The organism is Massilia atriviolacea, assembly GCF_003953935.1.
Taxonomy (GTDB): Bacteria; Pseudomonadota; Gammaproteobacteria; order Burkholderiales; family Burkholderiaceae_D; genus Telluria_A; species Telluria_A atriviolacea.
In genome coordinates, this window is the sequence record NZ_RXLQ01000003.1 from 423,324 (window position 1) to 441,770 (window position 18,447).

Here is an 18,447-nt window from a genome sequence, read left to right on the forward strand (position 1 = left end):
TGGTGCAAGTTGAACAACCAGGAGTCGATATGTTGCAGATGTTTGGTTTTGGCGGACTTACCTGTCCGCGTTGCGAGCATCACAATGCCGGCGATGCGGGCTATTGCGCCAAGTGCGGGCTGACCTTGGGCGCGCCGCGCAACGAACCGGTATTCCGCGAGAACCGCTGGATTCCCGGCCCCGACGAACTGGCCGTGTTTTTCGGCGTCGAACAGCTTTCGGGCCTGTTCGTCAAGACCTTGCGGGTGCCGGCGACCACGCGCGCCTACATCCTCCAGGCGGGCAAGGCGACCGAAGTGCCGCAGGGCGAATACGAGATCGAGGGCTTCTTCACGCGCCTCAATCACCTGCTGCGCAACCAGCACGCCGAAATCCTCATCACCCGCACCGCCGCAATGCCGGTCGAATTTTCCTTCGACGACCTGCAAACGGCCGAACACCTGGCCATCGGCGCGCAGTTGACGGTCAGCGTGAAGATCGAGCAGGTGAGCGCCTTTGCCCAGCACTTCATGACCATGCCGGGCGCGGTCGGCGCAAGCCACCTGCGCGAACTGCTGGCGCCTTCGGTACGCCAGCTGGCGGCCGAATTCATCGCCGGCCAGTCGATCCGCGACATGGCCGGCAACCGCGACCTGCGCCCGCAGCTCGACGAGCGCCTGCAAGGATCGCTCAAGCTGCGCCTGGCCCAGTACGGGCTGGCGGTATCCCAGGTCGATACGCTGTCCCTGCGCCACGATAAATTCGACGCCCACCAGGCGCGCATCGGCACCCTGTGGCTGGTGGCCGACGAGCGCCACGTCAAGCTCGAACACGCCAAACAGCTCGACCAGCTCTACAACGACGAAGAATGGCAGCGCATCCGGGTCGAAGAGCAGCAGAACCGCCTGCGCTACCGGCGCCAGGAACTGCGCCAGGACGACAGCATCGAAAAAGCCGAGCTGACCTTGCAAAACGCCGAGCGCCTGCAGGCGCTGCGCGCGCGCGAGATCGACCTGTATGGGCGCATCGTCGAGTCCAGGAACCGCAAGCAGGCGCTGGAACGCGGCGCCGGCGACATCGTCACCGAACTGGAACACGAACTGGCCAAGAAGGGCGCCGCGCGCGAGGACGAATCGACCGAGTGGGCGCACCTGCGCCACCTGGCCCAGATCCGCATGCGCACCGAGCTCGAAGTGGCGCAGCAGGGCGCGCTGGAGATGCGCCAGCTGGCGCAGCAGCGCTTTTCGCACCAGTTGCTGCAGCAGCAGATCGACAACAAGATCGCGCAGGCGCTGGGGATCGAGGACGAGGCGCGCAAACGCGCCGAAGTGGCGCGCCTGCACCAGGCGCAGCAAGCGGCCAACGAACGCCAGGCGGCCATGGAAGCGGAGCAGCACACGGCCCAATGGCAGTCGCTGGCGCTGGCCAACGCGGCCTACAAGCGCGAGGCCGAGCGCATCGCCGAATGGGAAGAGGAGCTGGCGCTGGACCGCAAGCGCGACCTGCTGCGGGCGGACATGCTCAAGGATGCGGGCGCGAAGGCCGACGCCGAAGACATCAACCAGAAGATCGCGGCCCTGCGGCGCGGCGGCGCGCAGCAGGACGCCATCGCCCAGCACGAAAAGCTGCTGCGCACGATCGAGGCGGACGGGCGCCATGCGCGCCAGTCGCAGCAGATCGCGCTGGAAGCGGAAGAGCGGCGCCACGCCTTGCGCCAGCAGGAGCAGGAAGCGGCCTGGCAGCAGGAACTCAAGCGCCTCGCCCACGAACGCGAGACCCAGTTCGCGCGGCAGGCGCACGAAGCGGAACTGGCGCGCATCGAGATCGATCGCGTCTCGACCATCGGCAACCTGAGCGACACCGGCAAGGTGGCGCTGGCGGCCGGTCCCAACGCGCTGGCGCTGGCCGACGTGATGAAGACCCAGGTCCACGCCGGCATGACGCCGCACCAGCTGGCGGCGCTGGCGTCGGTGGTGGCCGCGACCTACAGCGTGACGCCGGCGGAAGCGGCGCGCGGGGCGCAGGAAAGGGCCGAGCGCGAACGCGCCCTGCGCGACGCCGAAGTGGACAAGGACCGGCGTCACCAGCTCGACCTGCTGGGCATGCAGAACGACGTGAACAAGGCGGCGCTGGCCTCGCAGTCGGCGCTCGGCACCGGCGTGGCGCAGGGCGGCGCGCAGGTGCGCTATGATCAGGCCCCGCGCCCGCAGGTGCGCATGTGCGTCAACGGGCACCGGGCCGGTCCCAACGATAAATTCTGCGCCGAATGCGGCGCGGCGATCCAACCTTGACAGGACAGATGCAAACGGCAAGAGACAAGATCCGCGAACTGCGCAGCCTGCACGAAGATGGCCTGTTAAGCCAGCAGGAGTTCGACAGCCGCAAGAACGCCATCCTGGATGCGGAGTACGCGCCGCCCGGCGGCAGCGGTACGCCCATGGCGCCGGCGATCCACATCCGCCAGGGCACCGAGATCGGGCTGATGGTGGGGCAGGAAATCGGCCCGCAGAACCGCCGCTACCGCCTCGAACAGCTGATCGCGCAGGGCGGCATGGGCCAGGTGTGGCAGGCGATGGACCTGGCCACGCACGCAGAACTCGGTCACAGCGCGATGGTTGCGCTCAAGATCCTGCCGCCGCAGCTCACGCAAAGCGCCACCCACGCCAAGCTGCTGATCGAAGAAGCGACCCAGGCGCGCCGCCTCGCGCACGAACACATCGTGCGGGTCTACGAGTGGGCGCAGGACCCTGCCACGTCGAGCTACTTCATCATCATGGAATGCCTGGAAGGCGAGGACCTCGACAGCCTGCTGGCGCGCGAGGGGCCACTGAGCCTGGATCGGGTGCAGGCGCTGCTGGCGCCCATTTCGGACGCCTTGCAGTACGCATGGGAGAAGCACAAGCTGGTGCACCGCGATATCAAGCCTGGCAATGTCTTCGTCACCAAAAAAGGCGAGATCAAGCTGCTCGACTTCGGCATCGCCGCGCGCGCGCGCAGCAGCGCAAGCAGCATCGGACTGGAAGCGCCCGGCAATTCCGGCACCGCCGGCTACCGCGCACCGGAGGCGGGCACCCTGCAACGCCAGCCCAGCCGCGCGCTCGACGTGTACGCGGTGGCGGTGATGATCTACCAGATGGTGGAAGGGCGCATGCCTTTCGACGGGCCGCGTAGCGCCAGTCACGAGCCGCCGCGGCCCGAGGCGCTGTCCGCACGCGAATGGGATGCGCTGCGCAGCGGCTTCGCCTTCGATCCCGACCAGCGCCCGGCCACGGTGCCGGACCTGCTGGCCGCCCTGCGCGGTGCGGTGGGTCCGTCGCCGCAGGAGCTGGCGGCGCAGCATGCCGCGCAACAGGCCGAGGAACAGGTGGCGCACGCGGCGCAGCAGGCGGCCCAGCGCGCGCAGGAAGAACTGCGCGCCAGGCAGCTGGCGGTGCAGCGCAAGGCCGAGGCGGAAGCGGCCGCCGCCGCCCATCTGCTCAAGGAAAAGCAGCGCAAGGAACAGGAAGCCATCGAGCGCGCCGAAGCCGATGCGGCCAAGCGCGAACGCAAGGAGGCGCTGAGCAAGCAATTGCGCGAGCGGCGCGAGGCCGACGCCGAAAAGGCGCGCAAGGCGCGCGAGGAACAGCAGCGCAAGGCGATGCAGGCCAAGGCGGTGGCTGCCTATCGCGCCGAGCAGCAGCGCGCGCGCGAAGAAATGGCCGAACGCAGCGTGGCCGAAGTGACGGCCCAGCTGCCCGAGCAAAGCGGCCCGGTGGCCGATACCGACGGCGTGCTGCGCGACCGCTTCCTGGACGGCACGGGCAAGGGGCCGGAACTGGTGCTGCTGCCGACCGGGCGCTTCCAGATGGGGTCTCCCGAGCACGAACGCAAGATCGCGATGCGGGCCGGCTCCCAGCAATCGTGGGTGGAACGCGAAACGCCGCAGCACTGGGTCGGCATCGAGCAGCCGCTGGCGATGGGGCGTTTTCCGGTCACGGTGGGCGAGTGGCGCCAGTTCGTGCGCGCCACCGGCTGGCAGCCGCATGGCGAAGTCAATTGGGCCGATCCCGGTTTCGCCCAGACCGACGAGCATCCGGTGGTCGGCGTGACCTGGCACGACGCGCAGCAGTACGTGCGCTGGCTGAGCGAGAAGACCGGGCAGCTCTACCGCCTGCCGAGCGAGGCGGAGTGGGAATACGCCTGCCGCGCCGGCACAAAGACTGCCTTCAGCTTCGGCGACGAGATCGACACCACCCTGGCCAACTACGACGGCAACTACACCTACAACGGCAGTCCCAAGGGCGAGTACCGCCAGGGCACCACGCGCGGCGGATTATTCCCGCCCAATCCGTGGGGGCTGTACGACATGCACGGCAACGTGTGGGAGTGGGTGCAGGACCCGGTGCACGACAACTACGAAGGCGCGCCGAACACCGGCGACGCCTGGGAGCAGGGCGGGGACCAGAGCCGGCGCATCCTGCGCGGCGGATCGTGGCTGTACAACCCGCGCTACCTGCGCTCGGCCCTGCGCAACGGGTTTTCGGCGCAGTTAAGTAACGATATCGTGGGCTTTCGGGTCGCGCGCAATATCGTCACCCCATCATGAGCATGCCGCCTGCCGGTCTGCCACACGCCAAACCAGTCGTTTTTACCTGACTTGCCCAGGGCCGCTTGGTGGCGGCCGTATGGATTTTCGGGATGGGGCCGGGGACACCCCCATTCCGTGGGATGCGCAATCGCGCGAAACGGTGTAAATTCCGCCAACACCCACCCTCATCCAGAAGGAAACCCATGTCCATTACCGTCAAGCGCGATCTGTCGCAGCCGATGCGCCACATCGTCCACGTGCGCAACCACCTCATTCCCGCCGACGGCTCGGTCGAGGAGGGCGGGGCCGATGCCGGTCCGTCCCCGCACGACCTGTACGACGCCGCCCTCGGCGCCTGCAAGGCCCTCACGGTGGTCTGGTACGCCAAGCGCAAGGGCATTCCCGTTGAAGACATCGAAGTGACCATCGACCGCGACGCCAGCGACGAGCGCAAGGGCGTGTACCGCCTGTCGGCCGCGCTGCACCTGGGCGGCGACCTGTCCGAGTCGCAGCGCGCCGACCTGCTGGCGGCCGCCGAAAAGTGCCCGATCCAGAAACTGATGACCGGCGTGACCACCGAAATCACTACCACCCTGGTGCAGCCGTGAGCGTCGTCCACTTCTTCAAGCCGCACGAAAAAGACATCGGCGGCGGCTTTCGCGTGCGGCGCGTGCTGCCGGCGGCCGCCAAGCAGGCGGTCGGGCCGTTCATCTTCTTCGACCACTTCGGTCCGATCGATGCGCCGGCCGAGGCCAACCACGATGTGCGCCCGCACCCGCACATCGGCCTGGCCACCGTGACGTATCTGTACGAAGGCGCGATGGAGCACCGCGACAGCGTCGGCTCGGTGCAGCGCATCGAACCGGGCGCGATCAACTGGATGACGGCCGGGCGCGGCATCGTCCACTCCGAGCGCACCCCGCCCGACCTGGCCGGCAAGCCGCGCCGCTCGCACGGCCTGCAGCTGTGGGCCGCGCTGCCGCGCGCGCACGAGGAGGACGCGCCGAGTTTCGCGCACACGCCGGCGGACGCGATTCCGGTGGAGCGGCTCGACGGCGCGCTGGTGCGGGTGCTGATCGGCAGCGCCTACGGCCATACCTCGCCGGTGGCGACCTTCAGCGAAACGCTGTATCTCGACATCACCCTCGATCCGGGCCGCAGCATCGAGCTCGACAACCTGCCGCAGGAAGCGGCGATCTATCCGGTCACGGGCGAGATCGCCATCGATGGCGAGCTGCTGGCGCCGCACACGATGGCCTGTCTCGACGCCGGCAGCGGCGCCAGCGTGTACGCCGCCGCCGGCGCGCAGTTCGTGGTGATCGGCGGCGCGCCGTTGGACGGCCACCGCCACATGGTGTGGAATTTTGTATCGTCGAGCAAGGAGCGCATCGCGCGCGCGGTCGAGGACTGGGAACAGCAGCGCTTCGACCAGGTACCCGGCGAGACCGAATTCATTCCTTTTCCAAAACGCCAGGCAGGCACTGGCGGTCAGGCCCCCTTGGCGCGGGAATGATGGAGCCGAGGCGCGGGGCAAAACAGCTTATCTCGGCGGCATGAGGCACTGACGGGAACTTTTCAGCATCGTATGCATCCAAGCCTTCACGCAAACAACCGTGTGGAGGCGATCATGAAGATTCCCGACGAGCTGCAGATTCCCGCCGTCGTGTTCAGCTTGCAGGCAGCGCTGTTGATCGGCGTGGCGATGGTATTCCTGGTGCTTCTGCCGGACTGAGCACGCACCCGGCCGGCGGCTTCGCGCTGCCGGCTTTTCCCTTCCTTGCTCCGCGCATTTTCCTTCAATCAAGCCGCGTTGCGCCGGACCGCAAGGTATGCACGCGCCCCGTTGTGACAATGCATATGCAATTTTGCATGCCATAACCACTGCTTCCACGCGGAAGATTATTGGTTCGGCCATATTCAAGCGCGCCCGTGCCCGCTTGTGTTCCTTCGATACAACGATTTAGCGAATTTGAAGTGATCCTCGGTATCTAAAAAGTTGCCCGTAGTCCACAATCCTTTCCCTCGAAACAAGCAACCAATTGAGGAAAAGAATGAATCAACCACTGCGCCTGGCCCTGGTCACCGCGATCCTGGCAGCCTTCAGTGTTTCATCGCATGCAGCCGATGATGCGCCAACCGTCACCATCAGCGGGTTCGGCACTGCCGCCCTGACCGCCGCCGATACCGACGATGTCGAATACGCGCGTTTCAACCAGGCCGCCGGCGTGGGCAACAGCCCGCGCGCCGGCGTGGATTCCAATTTCGGCATCCAGGGCACCGCCAAAATCAACGACTGGCTGTCGTTCACCGCGCAGGGCCTGGCCCGCAAGAATGCACGCGATTCCTACGGCGCCGAACTGAGCTGGGCGTTCGCCAAGTTCAAGGTCAGCGACGAAGTGTCGATCCGCGTCGGCCGCATCGGCATGCCGGTCTACATGATTTCCGATTTCCGCCAGGTGGGCTACGCCAACACCATGATCCGTCCGTCGCAGGAAGTGTACGGCCAGGTCTACGGCGATTCCTACGATGGCATCGATGCGATGTACCAGCACAACTTCGGCGAGACCACCGTGACCGCGCAAGTCGGCGTCGGCAAGATGTCGACCAAGGTCGTCGGCGACAACCGCATCGAATACAAGCCAGCCACGACCATCCACATCGTCGCCGAGAACGGCCCGTTCACGCTGCGCTTCGGCCGCGCCGACGCCAAGGTCACCCTGGAAGACAGCGAAACGCTGGACGGCCTGCTGGCCACCCTGCGCAAGGTTGGCATGGGCAATGTCGCCAACCAGCTGTCGGTGACCGATGTGGACGGCTCGTTCACGTCGCTCGGCTTCACCATGGACTACAAGAACGTCCTGCTGCAGACCGAATACGCCGTGCGCAAGACCGACTCGCTGGTGATTCACGACACGACGTCGTACTACGCGATGCTCGGCTACCGTTTCGGCAAGGTCACGCCGTACTATTACTATGGCAACGTCAAGCAGGACAGCGACCGCGCCTACGCCGGCCTGCCATCGACCGGTCCGCTGGCGCCGCTGAGCGCCGGCGTGAACACCGCCATGAAGGCCGGCCTGCAGTCGACCAACGCGGTCGGCGTGCGCTGGGACTTCCACAAGTCGGCCGCCCTGAAGGTACAGGTCGACCGCATCAAGCCGCGTGACGGCTCGGGCACCTTCCTCAACGCCAAGCCGGGCTTGCGCGATGCGGTCAATGTCTACGCCGCCGGCATCGACTTCGTCTTCTAAGGAGAGCAGCATGACTACAACGATCGGCAAGATGCTGCTGGCAGCGAGCTTGTTCGCGGCAACCGTGCCCGCCATGGCGGACATCGTGGTCATCGTCAACCCGAAGAATCCGGCCACGCGCATGTTCAGCGAGCAGGCCGGCCAGTTCTTCATCGGCAAATCGGCCCTGTTTACCCCGGTCGAATTCAATGAAGGCGCGGCCATCCGCAACGAGTTCTACAGCAAGGTGCTGCAGAAGGAACCGGCGCAGGTCAAGGCCATCTGGTCCAAGCTGGTGTTCACCGGCAAGGGCACGGCGCCGAAGGAATACCACACGGCAGCCGAGGTCAAGAAGGCGGTCGCCGCCGATGTCAGCGCCATCGGCTACATCGACAAGTCGGCCGTGGACGACAGCGTCAAGGTCATCCTCACCGTGCAGTAATCGATTGGCCGGGCCTGCGGGTCCGGCAAGCAGTCGCACGCTCATCCATTGCGGCGGCCTTCACGGCCGCGCAATGTCTCCTCGCAGCATCTCCGCAGTCATCCTCTTTTTCCCTTCGGATCGCCTTTGCTTGCCAAGCGTAATTCACGCTTGCGCTTCGTCACGTTCAAAGCTTTTATCTTTTTGCATGCCATAAAAATACGGCTGAGCAGGAAGCTTATTTGTTCGGCCATATTCAAGCGCGCCAATGCCTGTCTATGTTCCTTCGATACAACGCTTTCGTTAATTATGCTGCGTCCGCTGTACACAAATAGTTACCCGTGGCCCACACTAGGGCCTCAGCACTTGCGAACCATTGAGGAGAAAGTATGAATCAACCACAGCGTCTTGCCCTTGTATCAGCACTCCTGGCGGCCTTCAGCATGTCGTCGCATGCGGCCGATGGTCCGACCTACACCATCAGCGGCTTCGGCACCGCGGCCCTGACCGCGACCGATACCGACGATGTCGAATTCGCACGGCCGAACCAGCAGGCCGGTGTCGGCAAAAGCCCCCGTACCGGTGTCGATTCGAACCTGGGCATCCAGGGCATGGCCAAGATGAATAATTGGCTATCGTTCACGGTGCAGGGACTGGCGCGCAAGAATGCGCGCGACTCCTGGGGTGCTGAACTGGCCTGGGCTTTTGCCAAATTCAAGGTCAACGATGAGTTGTCGGTGCGGGTCGGCCGCATGGGCATGCCGGTATATATGATCTCCGACTTCCGCCAGGTGGGCTACGCCAACACCATGATCCGTCCGCCCACCGAAGTGTATCGCCAGGTCAACGGCGACTCCTTCGACGGCGTCGACCTCGTCTACCAGCGCAGTTTCGGCGACACCACGGTGACCGCGCAGGCCGGCATCGGCAATGTGTCGGCCAAGATCACCGACGACAACCGGGTCAAGTACAAGCCGGCCACGATGATTCACATCGTTGCCGAAAACGGTCCGTTCACCTTCCGCGTCGGCCGCGCCGACGCCAAGGTCACGATCGAGGACAGCGAACAGCTCGAAGGCTTGCTGGGCACCCTGCGCCGGGTCGGCCTGTCCCAGGTCGCGAACGACCTCAGCATTACCGATGTGGATGGGTCGTTCACCTCGGCCGGCTTCACCATGGATTACAAGAACATCCTGGTGCAGGCGGAGTATGCGATCCGCCGGACCGATTCGCGCATCGTTCCGGATACCAATTCCTATTACGCCATGTTCGGCTACCGCTTCGGCAAGATCACCCCGTATTACTACTATGGCGATACCAAGCAGGACAATGCCCGCACGTATGCCGGCTTGCCCACCAGCGGCCCGCTGGCGCCGATTACGGCCGGCGTGAACGGCGTGGTCAAGGCGGCGCAGCAATCGACCAACGCGATCGGGGTGCGCTGGGACTTCGCCAAGTCGGCGGCACTGAAAGTGCAGATCGACCGCATCAAACCGCGTGACGGTGCAGGTACTTTCCTGCGCGCCAGGCCGGGCTTTCAAGATACCGTCAATGTGTATGCCGCCGGCATCGATTTCGTATTTTAAGGAGAGCAGCATGAAGAAAACATTCGGCAAGATGCTGCTGGCTGCAGGCTTGTTCGCGGCGGGTGTCCCTGCCTTCGCGGAAATCGTGGTGATCGTCAATCCCAAGAACCCGGCAACGCGCATGTTCAGCGAGCAGGCGGGCCAGTTTTTCGTCGGCAAATCGACCCTGTTCACGCCGATCGAGTTCAATGAAGGCGCGGCAATCCGCAACGAGTTCTACAGCAAGGTGTTGCAGAAGGAACCGGCCCAGGTGAAGGCGATCTGGTCCAAGCTGGTGTTCACCGGCAAGGGCACGGCGCCCAAGGAATATCACACGGCGGCCGAAGTCAAGAAGGCGGTTGCCGCCGACGTCAGCGCGATCGGCTACATCGACAAGTCGGCCGTGGACGACACGGTCAAGGTGATCCTGACGGTGCAGTAAGCAGCGCCCTTGTCCAGGCGCAGCAAGCCCTCCGCAGTCCGGGAGGGCTTTGTCGTTTCTGGCGCACAGGCCTTGCCGAGATTGAACGGCATCTGCTAGGCTGGGCGACCGCGGCCCGCCGCTCACCATGCCATTGCGATGACGCCACTTCCCGCCGCGCCCCTGACCGTTCCCGGACCCGACGGCCAGCCCGTCTTCGGCCGCTTTGCCGGCGCCGCCACGCATGTCGACTGGTCGCGCCTGGGCGCGCCGTACGCGCGCGGCCGATGGTGGCGGCGCTTTCATCACAAGCGCTGGCATTACACGGCGCTGGCGACCGAACAATTCTTCTGCGGCATCGCCATTGTCGATGTCGGCTGGACCAACACGGCTTTCGCCTATGTGTTCGATCGCAGCCGGCGCGCGCTGGCGGCCGGCTTTTCGCGCGACGGCTTGCCGGGCTTGACGGCGCGGCTGGCCGATCATGCGGGCGGAGGCAGCCGTTTCCGCTTCGCGGGCAAGCGGATCGAGATGTCGGCCAGCAAGTTGTCGCTGCGCTGCGAGGGGCTGGAGATCGATGCCGCCTTCGGCGCGCCTGGCGCACCGCTGCTGCTGGCCGTGGGCCCGGTGCAGGGCGGGGCGGTGCATGCGACGCAGAAATCGTCGGGGCTGGCGCTGACGGGCATGCTGCGCGTCGGCGCACAGGCTTGTTCGCTCGCTGGCGGGGTGGCCAGCTTCGACTATTCCAACGGCTTGCTGGCGCGCGAGACCGCGTGGCGCTGGGCCTCGGCGCACAGCCTGGCGCTGGGCTTCAACTTGCAGGCCGGCTACTTCGGCGCGCACGAGAATGCCTTGTGGCTGGACGGGCAGTTGATCGGCCTCGGCGCCGCCACGTTCGTGTTCGACGCGGCCGATCCGATGGCGCCCTGGCATGTCTTCACCGATGACGGCTTGCTCGACCTGCATTTTACGCCGGAAGGCTGCCGGCGCGAGGACAAGAACCTGCTGGTGGCGGCAAGCCGCTACGTGCAGCCCATCGGCAGCTTTTCCGGATGGGTGAGGGCGAGCGCCGCTGCGCCCAGACGCGTGGTGACACGCCTGCCCGGCGTGACCGAAGACCACGCGTCGCGCTGGTAGGGCGTGCGCGCGACAGCCATTTCTTTTTATCTTGACATCAAAATTCAATCGGCATATATTTCACATTCCTGATTTGGAAGCGTTTCCATAACGGGAAGAATGTGAAGTTTCTTCGCTCCAATAATCGATAAAGCGCCCATGCCATGGGCTTGCACTGCGGCAGGCAAGGAGACCGTTGCCGCACCTGAATCGCCCATGCAGCAGGCGCCCGCGCACCTGGCTTGTTCCGCTCAACCCCTGCCGTCCCGCGCACTACGCCCGAGGCCGCCCCCCAGTTCCACGCGTATCCTGCCCGGCTCCCTGCGAGCGCCGGGCACAGCGCGGCGAAGACGATATTGGAATCGTTCCCACAACGGTTTCCGCTGCCTCGCCGCATTTTTATGAAGCGTAGTCATCAGGAGACATTGTGAAAAATCAAAATAACATGCAGGCCAGCCGGAAACCCCGTCAATTCGTGCTCTCCGCCATTGCCGGCGGCATCCTCGCCCTCTACGGCAGCGGCGCGGGCGCCAGCGTCACCAATCCCGTCATCGGACAGTTGCTGTGGTCGGAAGAATTCAACGGCCCGGCCCTCAACACCTCGGTCTGGACGGCGGACGACGGCAACGGATGCCAGATCAACCTGTGCGGCTACGGCAACCAGGAATTGCAGTATTACAGCCCCAACAACCTGTCCATCGTCAACGTGCCGTTCGAATCGAACTCGCGCGCGCTGGCGATCAAGGCCCAGCGCCAGACGGTGGGCAGCAACTCCTTCACCTCCGGCAAGATCACCTCGGCCGGCAAGGTCCAGGTGCAGTACGGCATGATCGAAGTACGCGTCAGCACGCCGGCGCTCGGCACCGGCTTGTGGCCGGCCGCGTGGATGCTGGGCGTGAGCCCGCAAACCTGGCCGCGCAACGGCGAGATCGATATTATCGAGATGGGCCACCGCGCCAGTTCGCGCGCGGCCGCCGGCAATGCGCCGATCGACAGTTTCGTCGGCGCCAATGTGATCACCTGGCAGCAGGCCGCCTGCGTGCCGGGCAACGAAAGCTGCGCCGCGTCGACCGCCTGGCAAACCAAGAACTGGTATATCGCGCCGACCTCGATGGCGAACCGCTTCGTCACCTATCGCCTGTACTGGACCGAGTCGCAGATGCGCTTTACGGCCATCGACAACGGCGTCGAACGCAATCTGTACGATAACCCGCTGCCGGTCAATTCGACCGCGCTGCAGGCGCCGTTCTACCTGCTGCTCAATCTCGCCGTGGGCGGTAATTTTACCGATGCCGCCTCGCCGGGGCAGGTGACCGCGCCGCTGCCGGGCACCATGTATGTCGACTATGTGCGCGTGTATCAGCTCGACGGCAAGGGATCGGTCAAGCTGGGCAACCAGTCGACGCCGGAAGTGGGCAAGTTCGGGGTCTTTACCGATAATACGGCGGTCAACAACAAGCAGGTGGCCGGTACCAGTTCCGATGTCTTCGTGTGGAACAATGCATCGACGTCGGCCGGGAATATCGCGCCCTACGAGGGCAGCAATGTTTTTGCGCTCAACTACACTGCGCCAAACCAGTGGTTCGGCGGCAGCGTGCAGTCGCGCCAGGCGCATGACATGAGCAATTTCAGGAACGGCAATCTCAAGTTCCGCATCAAGATCCCGGCGAATGTGGCGTTCAATGTGAGTATCCAGGATACCTACACCAACCAGAACGCGGTCAAGTTCCCGGCCAACGCGACCACCTATGGCTTGGTGCGCAACGGCGAATGGGCCACTGCCACGATTCCGGTATCGACCCTGGTCGGACCGAAAGTGGCCTTGCAGTCGATGCTGGACCTGTTCCAGTTTTCGAGCGAAGCGACGCAACTGCCGACGGCGCCGTTCCAGATGGCGATCGACGATATCGTGTGGGAGTCGGGTACGCCGACACCGACGCCGACCCCAACGCCGACCCCGACCCCTACCCCGACGCCGACCCCGACGCCGACGCCAACGCCGACGCCGACGCCGACGCCAACGCCGACGCCGACGCCGACGCCGACGCCGACGCCAACGCCGACGCCGACGCCAACGCCGACGCCAACGCCGGCCCCGGTCAGCGCCACCCAGACCGGCGCGGCGACGCTGCAGTTCTCGGTGCGCACGTCGAGCTGGGCGGACGTGCATTACACGGTCAACAACGGCGGCCAGCAAAACATCCGCCTGCGCCAGGATGCGGGTAACAACACCTATGTCGCAGGTGGCCTCAAGGCGGGTGATGTGGTCCGGTACAACTTTACGTACTGGGACGTGGCGAAGAACTACGCCGTCGATACGGCGCAGCAGACCTTCACGATGAAGTAAGCGGCAAGGGCGAGGCGGCTGGCATTAACGTGGCCGCCTCGCCTGTCGTATAAAATGCGGCAAGGTCCAACATGCTGCACGGTGATGAAAAAACTACTTGACGATATGCTCTCGCGCGACCCGCATCGGGTGTGGTCCGCAGCGGGAGCGGTGATTCGGCTGCGCGACAGCGCGGCGCTCGACGTGCTCGCTGCGCATAGCGACGACATGCGGCGCGCGACAGGCACGCTCGCGCTGGGCGGGGCCGTGTTTCCGAATGCGGAGCACCTGCGTTTCGCGCTGAGAAAGCTGGAATTTCATCGCGACCGGCAGGGCTGCCTGTGCGCGCTGTACCCGGAATACCTGATGTATAACCCGCATCGGGAAGAGCAGGATGGACACGTGCGCATCGACGCCGTCACCACCCCGCAAGATGCATGGGGCGCGGACCTCGCCTGCACCTGCCGCCATTGCGGGAGCCGCTTCCATGTGCAAGAGCGCGAATCGCATTACACCTGGTGGGGATGGAAGGCGCTCGCTGCGGCCGATCAGTCGTCGGCGTCCAGCCAGAAGATGGCGTAGGCCTTGGCCGGGGTCTTTTCGGTCGGCTTTTCGATCTGGACCTGGGCGCTGTCTTCCGCCACCAGGCTGCGCCAGTTGGGAATGCCGGCATTGGCAAACACGGCGGTCGCTTTCGACGCCAGGCTGATATCGAGCGCCAGGCGGGCATTGCGCGCACCCGTCTTGGCGTAACTGACGCCGCGCAGTTCGAAGCCGAAAGCGGTCAGCCAAGGTTCCCACAGGCCCGATTCCACGCCCTGCACGATGCGGTCGAACATATCCTTGAGCGGCAAGCCTTTTTTGATCACGCCGCGCAGCGGTTCGAGCGACGGCGCGGTGCGCGCATCGGTCGACAGCTTGCCAGCGCCACGGTCGCCGATCGCCTTGATTTCCTTGGAAAAGGCGGCATCGCGCTCGGTGTAATCGCGCATGCGCGAGAAAAACTCGGTGCTGAGGAAGGGATTGTCCGGGCGGCCGGCTGGTTCCTCGGACGCGCGTTTGGCCGGAGGCTGTTTTTTGGTGGTCATAGGTTCGAAACTGGAGTGTAAGGGACGTAGTTTAACTTACTTGCCGAGCAGGGCGAGCGACGCATTCCACTGTCCCAGCCACGGATAGAGGAAATCGTGCGCCTGGAACGCGCGTTTCAGCTGCGAAATCGGCACCCGGTACACATCGTTCATTCCCAGCGCGAGCGTCACCGGATTCCACATGGCCTGCTTTTTCGATTTGCGCGCGCTGCCCTTGATGCGCGCGCCTTCATCGCCGAAGATCCCGCCGGCGTCGTCGAGCGCGCGGCTCATGTCGATCCGCAGCATGGCGCTGAAGGCCGCCATCGCCTCATCCTTGCTGATGCCGACCCGCGCTTCAAGCGCCGATTCGACGATCGCCGGCTTCGGTTCCGCATCGCGTTTGAGTTTGACGACCAGCCGTTCCAGCTCCTTTTTGAGAAAGCGCAGCTCGTGCAGCGCGCGCCGGAAACCCGGCGCCGGCAGCTGCGCCACGATTCTATAGACGTCCTTGGTGACCGTGATCAGCACATCCTCGCTGCCGGCCGCCAGGCGCGCGGTGTCGGCTTCCAGGAAGATCGGCGCCGCATAGCCGCCGTTGGCGTCGCCGAACAGGTCGGCGTGATTGGCGTCGTAATCGAGCCAGACGTAAGGCGTGAGTCCGTTTTCCAGCAGCCTGGCCAGGGTCCACGGCGTGCCGGTTTGCTGTTCCAGCCAGGCGCAGGATTGTTCGGTGGTCGCCCGAAACGGGAGTTCGATGATCGTCATTGTTTGTCCGCTTGCAGAAAGTGAGTCGCCGGAGGTCGGCCAATACCGCCATGATAGGCGATCCGCCGCCGCAGCAGCAGCCGGCATGTCGGGATGGCATGGCGCGTGAGATAATGGCCGCCATGACGCTTACCATCTCCAGGATTCTCCACGCCGGCTACGTGTTCGAATGCGCGGGTGCGCGCATCGCTTTCGATCCCGTGGTCGAAAATCCGTTCAGCCGCAATTGCCACGCCTTTCCCGACGTCCGTTTCGATCATGCGCAGTTGCGCGACGTGCGTTTCGACGCCGTCTTCATTTCGCACTTCCACGACGACCACTGCTCGTTCGACAGCCTGGACCTGCTGGACCGCGCCACGCCGATGTATATCTACTGCCTGTTCGACGAATTGTTCGACATGGTGCGCGAACTGGGCTTCGTTCACGTTTACCCGCTGCGCATCGACACGCCGGTGCAGGTCGGCGCGATGACCGTGACCCCGCGCGAAGCGATGGATGCGGACGTGGATTCGATGTTCCACATCCAGGCCGGCGGGCTCAATGTGCTCAATGTCGTCGATTCGTGGATCGATCCGCACATGCTGCCGGCATTGGCGCGCTTTGCGCCGTGGGACATGGTGCTGTGGCCATTCCAGACCATGCGCGAAATCGAGGTGCTGTCGCCATCGCGCGCCGCACCCGCGCCGCCGCGCCTGCCGGAAGAATGGATCGACCAGCTGACGGCGCTCAAGCCGCGCTATGTGGTGCCCAGTTCCTGCCAGTTCGTGCAGGAGCCGTGGTCCTGGTATAACCACGCGTTTTTCCCGATCGCCTACCGCCAGTTCGAGGAGGAAGTGGGCGCGGCCTTGCCGGATGCCCGGATCGTGCGCATGAATCCCTCGGTCTCGTTCGTACTCGATCGCGATGGGCTTACCGCTGCGCCGCCGTTGGCGTGGGTGGTGCCGGTGGGCGAGCAGGATGTCGATTACCGCTACCAAGGCCATGCGGCGCCGCCGCGCACGGCCGACATTGCGCGCCATTTCGCGCCGCTGACGGCGGCCCAGCAAACGCGCGTGATGGATTACTGCGCATCGGGCCTGCTGGACAAATATCGCGGCATGGAACTGCCGGAAGAGAGTTTTTTCGAGAAGCCGCGCGTGTGGCGTTTATCGGTCTTCGATCATGCGGGAGAGGGCACGCATTTTCATTACCGGATCGAGGGCGACGCTATCGAGCCGATTGACGGCGCGCCGGATGCCTTGTCGTGGACGACCGAAGTACCAGGCGCCAGGCTGTATGCGGCGCTGGAACTGGGCGAGGCGCTGACGTCGATGTACATGCGCATGAACGATGCGGTATTCGATGCGCAGACCGAGGCCGATCTGCGCGATGCGGAACTGGTGGACGACCCCTTGATCCGCTGCCTGTTCAACGACGTTTTCGGGGCGTATCAGGCGGCCCAGCTGCGGCGCATCAAGCAAGGCAGCTGACTACGCGGTGTACATCTCCACCGCCGCATGCGTCGATTTCAGCGCCGTGCGCACGATCCAGCATTCCGGATACGACTCGCTGGCAAAGCGCGTATGGCGCGGGAACTGCGCCAGCCGGTCGAGCGCCGCGCCGGGACTGAGCGCGGTTTCCTTGCCGGTGGCCGGGTCCAGATGCCAGAAACCGCCATTCTGGTGATACAGGACCGGCATCACGGCCGCCCTCGGGGCCGCGCCGAACGGCGCCAGCGGGAAACCCGGATGCTTGCCCGGCTCTAAAAAGTAAAAACACTCGGCATGCGCGCCCTGGTCGATTCGGTGCACGATCACCCCGTGCGGCATCACCGCCGTGACATTGAGCACCACGATCCCCTTGATGCTGGCCGACAGCTCGATGCGCATCCCCAGCCGCAGCGGCACCGGCTTGTTCTTGCCCGGCCAGACGCCGTCGAGCAGGATCCCGTAGCGCGACACATCTTCGATCTCGAAGCCGTTCATGCCGCGCCGGATCACCGCGTGGCGCCCCGACAGGCGGCGCGTGAGGCCGTCGCGGTCCTGTCCGTCTTCGCCAAAGTGGGTCAGCAGCACGTCCGCCTCGGGGTCGTACAGTTCGAAACGGCCCAGCACGCATTCCGGCATGGCGAACAGGCGCACCTGGCGCTGCGAACCGGCCTCGGGCGCCGCGTTGACCAGGCAGGCGCAGGCGGTCGGGTGCGGATGCGGCTCGGCCTGCGAGGGCACGTCGATCTCGATCAGGTCTTCGTCCCAGGCGATGGTCGAAAAGCCCATGTCGACCTTGCCCGGCTTGGCGTCCAGGTTCAGGTTGGCGATCGACGCATTGCGCGCATGCACGTCGATGTCGAGCCGGCCGCCGCCGGCCTGGGCGTCGACCCGGGCGATGGAAGCGTCGTCGGCCATCACGCGCACGTTCTTGTGGGTCGACAGGAAAGTCTGGTGGATTTCGGTCAGGGTGGCGTCCGGACGCGGCACCAGGATGACCAGCGTGCAGACCCATTTGTGGCGAATCCGCCCGTCTTGCTGGTTGAACAGCTCGACTTCGATGCGGTATTGCCCGTGTTCCTTGTCGCGCGAGGAAAATTCGATGAACAGCGGCCGCCAGTCGCCGCGCAGGGTGCGCACGAAGGAGTGGCGCGCATTGCCCTGCGCGATCAGCGCCGATTGCAGTTGCATCGTCACCAGCGGCGCACTGTCGGGCGGCATGCCGCGCAGCTCGACCTTGATGGCCTGGCGTCCGCCGGCGGCGCGCGGGTCGAAGCCGCTGACGTGCAGGTGAGGGCGTTGGAGCAGCGGCGGCGCCTCGTCCGGATAGCTGAACGGGGCCGCCTCGGGTTTGGCGCTCGGGCGCGCGCTGCGCAGGGCGGTGATCAGCTCATAACTGGAATTGGCCGGTGCCACGGCCGCCGGCGCCGGAATGGCAGCCTGGGCATGACCGTTCGCGCATGCAGTTTCCCCTGGCATGACCCAGAAGGTGCAATGCGGATGCAAGGGATTGTTGCATTT

Annotated in this window: 16 protein-coding genes; 12 read left to right on the forward strand and 4 right to left on the reverse strand. The window is 64.9% G+C overall.

The features are described from left to right. Positions 1 to 29 precede the first annotated feature (29 nt). From EJB06_RS07150 to EJB06_RS07175, 6 genes are all read left to right on the forward strand, one after another. Positions 30 to 2,270 (forward strand): SPFH domain-containing protein, encoded by a 2,241-nt coding sequence (locus tag EJB06_RS07150; protein ID WP_126073313.1) that lies wholly within the window; start codon positions 30 to 32, stop codon positions 2,268 to 2,270. 8 nt (positions 2,271 to 2,278) lie between these two features. Further along, entirely contained in the window at positions 2,279 to 4,564 is a 2,286-nt protein-coding gene (locus EJB06_RS07155; protein WP_126073314.1) for an SUMF1/EgtB/PvdO family nonheme iron enzyme, read from the forward strand. Positions 4,565 to 4,749: 185 nt separating this feature from the next. Next, entirely contained in the window at positions 4,750 to 5,154 is a 405-nt protein-coding gene (locus EJB06_RS07160) for an OsmC family protein (protein WP_126073315.1), read from the forward strand. Then, the gene (locus EJB06_RS07165) at positions 5,151 to 6,059 is read left to right on the forward strand and encodes a pirin family protein (protein ID WP_126073316.1); all 909 of its coding nucleotides are present in this window, start codon (positions 5,151 to 5,153) and stop codon (positions 6,057 to 6,059) included. Before EJB06_RS07160 ends, EJB06_RS07165 begins: the two co-directional genes overlap by 4 nt. A gap of 538 nt (positions 6,060 to 6,597) precedes the next feature. Continuing rightward, positions 6,598 to 7,797: a hypothetical protein gene (locus EJB06_RS07170; protein ID WP_126073317.1), complete on the forward strand. Its 1,200-nt coding sequence runs from the start codon at positions 6,598 to 6,600 to the stop codon at positions 7,795 to 7,797. Between the two features lie 10 nt (positions 7,798 to 7,807). Next, entirely contained in the window at positions 7,808 to 8,218 is a 411-nt protein-coding gene (locus EJB06_RS07175) for a hypothetical protein (protein WP_126073318.1), read from the forward strand. A 98-nt stretch (positions 8,219 to 8,316) separates the two neighbouring features. On the opposite strand, the gene EJB06_RS31775 is transcribed toward EJB06_RS07175, so the two are convergent. Then, positions 8,317 to 8,457, reverse strand: a complete 141-nt coding sequence (locus EJB06_RS31775; protein WP_164557853.1) for a hypothetical protein — start codon at positions 8,455 to 8,457, stop codon at positions 8,317 to 8,319. A gap of 129 nt (positions 8,458 to 8,586) precedes the next feature. Here EJB06_RS31775 and EJB06_RS07180 point away from each other — a divergent pair, with 129 nt between their 5' ends. The 5 genes from EJB06_RS07180 to EJB06_RS07200 all read left to right on the forward strand — a co-directional run bounded on the left by EJB06_RS07180 (position 8,587) and on the right by EJB06_RS07200 (position 14,207). Beyond that, a complete protein-coding gene (locus EJB06_RS07180) occupies positions 8,587 to 9,783 on the forward strand; it encodes a porin (RefSeq protein ID WP_126073319.1) in 1,197 nt (398 codons plus the stop codon). 10 nt (positions 9,784 to 9,793) lie between these two features. Beyond that, entirely contained in the window at positions 9,794 to 10,204 is a 411-nt protein-coding gene (locus tag EJB06_RS07185; RefSeq protein WP_126073320.1) for a hypothetical protein, read from the forward strand. 138 nt (positions 10,205 to 10,342) lie between these two features. After that, on the forward strand, positions 10,343 to 11,320 hold the full coding sequence (locus EJB06_RS07190) for a DUF2804 domain-containing protein (protein ID WP_126073321.1): 978 nt from the start codon (positions 10,343 to 10,345) through the stop codon (positions 11,318 to 11,320). A gap of 406 nt (positions 11,321 to 11,726) precedes the next feature. Further along, positions 11,727 to 13,646, forward strand: coding sequence for a glycoside hydrolase family 16 protein (locus tag EJB06_RS07195; RefSeq protein WP_229426969.1), 1,920 nt, complete (start codon positions 11,727 to 11,729; stop codon positions 13,644 to 13,646). A gap of 84 nt (positions 13,647 to 13,730) precedes the next feature. Beyond that, complete coding sequence (locus EJB06_RS07200) at positions 13,731 to 14,207, forward strand: hypothetical protein (RefSeq protein WP_126073322.1); 477 nt, start codon at positions 13,731 to 13,733, stop codon at positions 14,205 to 14,207. Here EJB06_RS07200 and EJB06_RS07205 read toward each other — a convergent pair. Together EJB06_RS07205 and EJB06_RS07210 are read right to left on the reverse strand one after the other, a co-directional pair. After that, a complete protein-coding gene (locus tag EJB06_RS07205) occupies positions 14,174 to 14,713 on the reverse strand; it encodes a hypothetical protein (RefSeq protein ID WP_126073323.1) in 540 nt (179 codons plus the stop codon). The two genes, EJB06_RS07200 and EJB06_RS07205, sit on opposite strands and share 34 nt — an antisense overlap. A 36-nt stretch (positions 14,714 to 14,749) precedes the next feature. After that, complete coding sequence (locus EJB06_RS07210) at positions 14,750 to 15,460, reverse strand: hypothetical protein (protein ID WP_126073324.1); 711 nt, start codon at positions 15,458 to 15,460, stop codon at positions 14,750 to 14,752. Between the two features lie 122 nt (positions 15,461 to 15,582). On the opposite strand from EJB06_RS07210, the gene EJB06_RS07215 reads away from it, so the two are divergent. Beyond that, positions 15,583 to 16,929, forward strand: coding sequence for an MBL fold metallo-hydrolase (locus EJB06_RS07215; RefSeq protein WP_126073494.1), 1,347 nt, complete (start codon positions 15,583 to 15,585; stop codon positions 16,927 to 16,929). Here the strand turns inward: EJB06_RS07215 and EJB06_RS07220 are convergent, their stop codons facing one another. Further along, a complete protein-coding gene (locus tag EJB06_RS07220) occupies positions 16,930 to 18,405 on the reverse strand; it encodes an FHA domain-containing protein (RefSeq protein WP_126073495.1) in 1,476 nt (491 codons plus the stop codon). Positions 18,406 to 18,447 lie beyond the last annotated feature (42 nt).

Coding starts and splice junctions, on each gene's coding strand:
- EJB06_RS07150 (WP_126073313.1), top strand. CDS start 30: ATGTTGCAGATGTTTGGTTTTGGCGGACTTACCTGTCCGCGTTGCGAG.
- EJB06_RS07155 (WP_126073314.1), top strand. CDS start 2,279: ATGCAAACGGCAAGAGACAAGATCCGCGAACTGCGCAGCCTGCACGAA.
- EJB06_RS07160 (WP_126073315.1), top strand. CDS start 4,750: ATGTCCATTACCGTCAAGCGCGATCTGTCGCAGCCGATGCGCCACATC.
- EJB06_RS07170 (WP_126073317.1), top strand. CDS start 6,598: ATGAATCAACCACTGCGCCTGGCCCTGGTCACCGCGATCCTGGCAGCC.
- EJB06_RS07175 (WP_126073318.1), top strand. CDS start 7,808: ATGACTACAACGATCGGCAAGATGCTGCTGGCAGCGAGCTTGTTCGCG.
- EJB06_RS07180 (WP_126073319.1), top strand. CDS start 8,587: ATGAATCAACCACAGCGTCTTGCCCTTGTATCAGCACTCCTGGCGGCC.
- EJB06_RS07185 (WP_126073320.1), top strand. CDS start 9,794: ATGAAGAAAACATTCGGCAAGATGCTGCTGGCTGCAGGCTTGTTCGCG.
- EJB06_RS07190 (WP_126073321.1), top strand. CDS start 10,343: ATGACGCCACTTCCCGCCGCGCCCCTGACCGTTCCCGGACCCGACGGC.
- EJB06_RS07200 (WP_126073322.1), top strand. CDS start 13,731: ATGAAAAAACTACTTGACGATATGCTCTCGCGCGACCCGCATCGGGTG.
- EJB06_RS07205 (WP_126073323.1), bottom strand. CDS start 14,713: ATGACCACCAAAAAACAGCCTCCGGCCAAACGCGCGTCCGAGGAACCA.
- EJB06_RS07210 (WP_126073324.1), bottom strand. CDS start 15,460: ATGACGATCATCGAACTCCCGTTTCGGGCGACCACCGAACAATCCTGC.
- EJB06_RS07215 (WP_126073494.1), top strand. CDS start 15,583: ATGACGCTTACCATCTCCAGGATTCTCCACGCCGGCTACGTGTTCGAA.
- EJB06_RS07220 (WP_126073495.1), bottom strand. CDS start 18,405: ATGCCAGGGGAAACTGCATGCGCGAACGGTCATGCCCAGGCTGCCATT.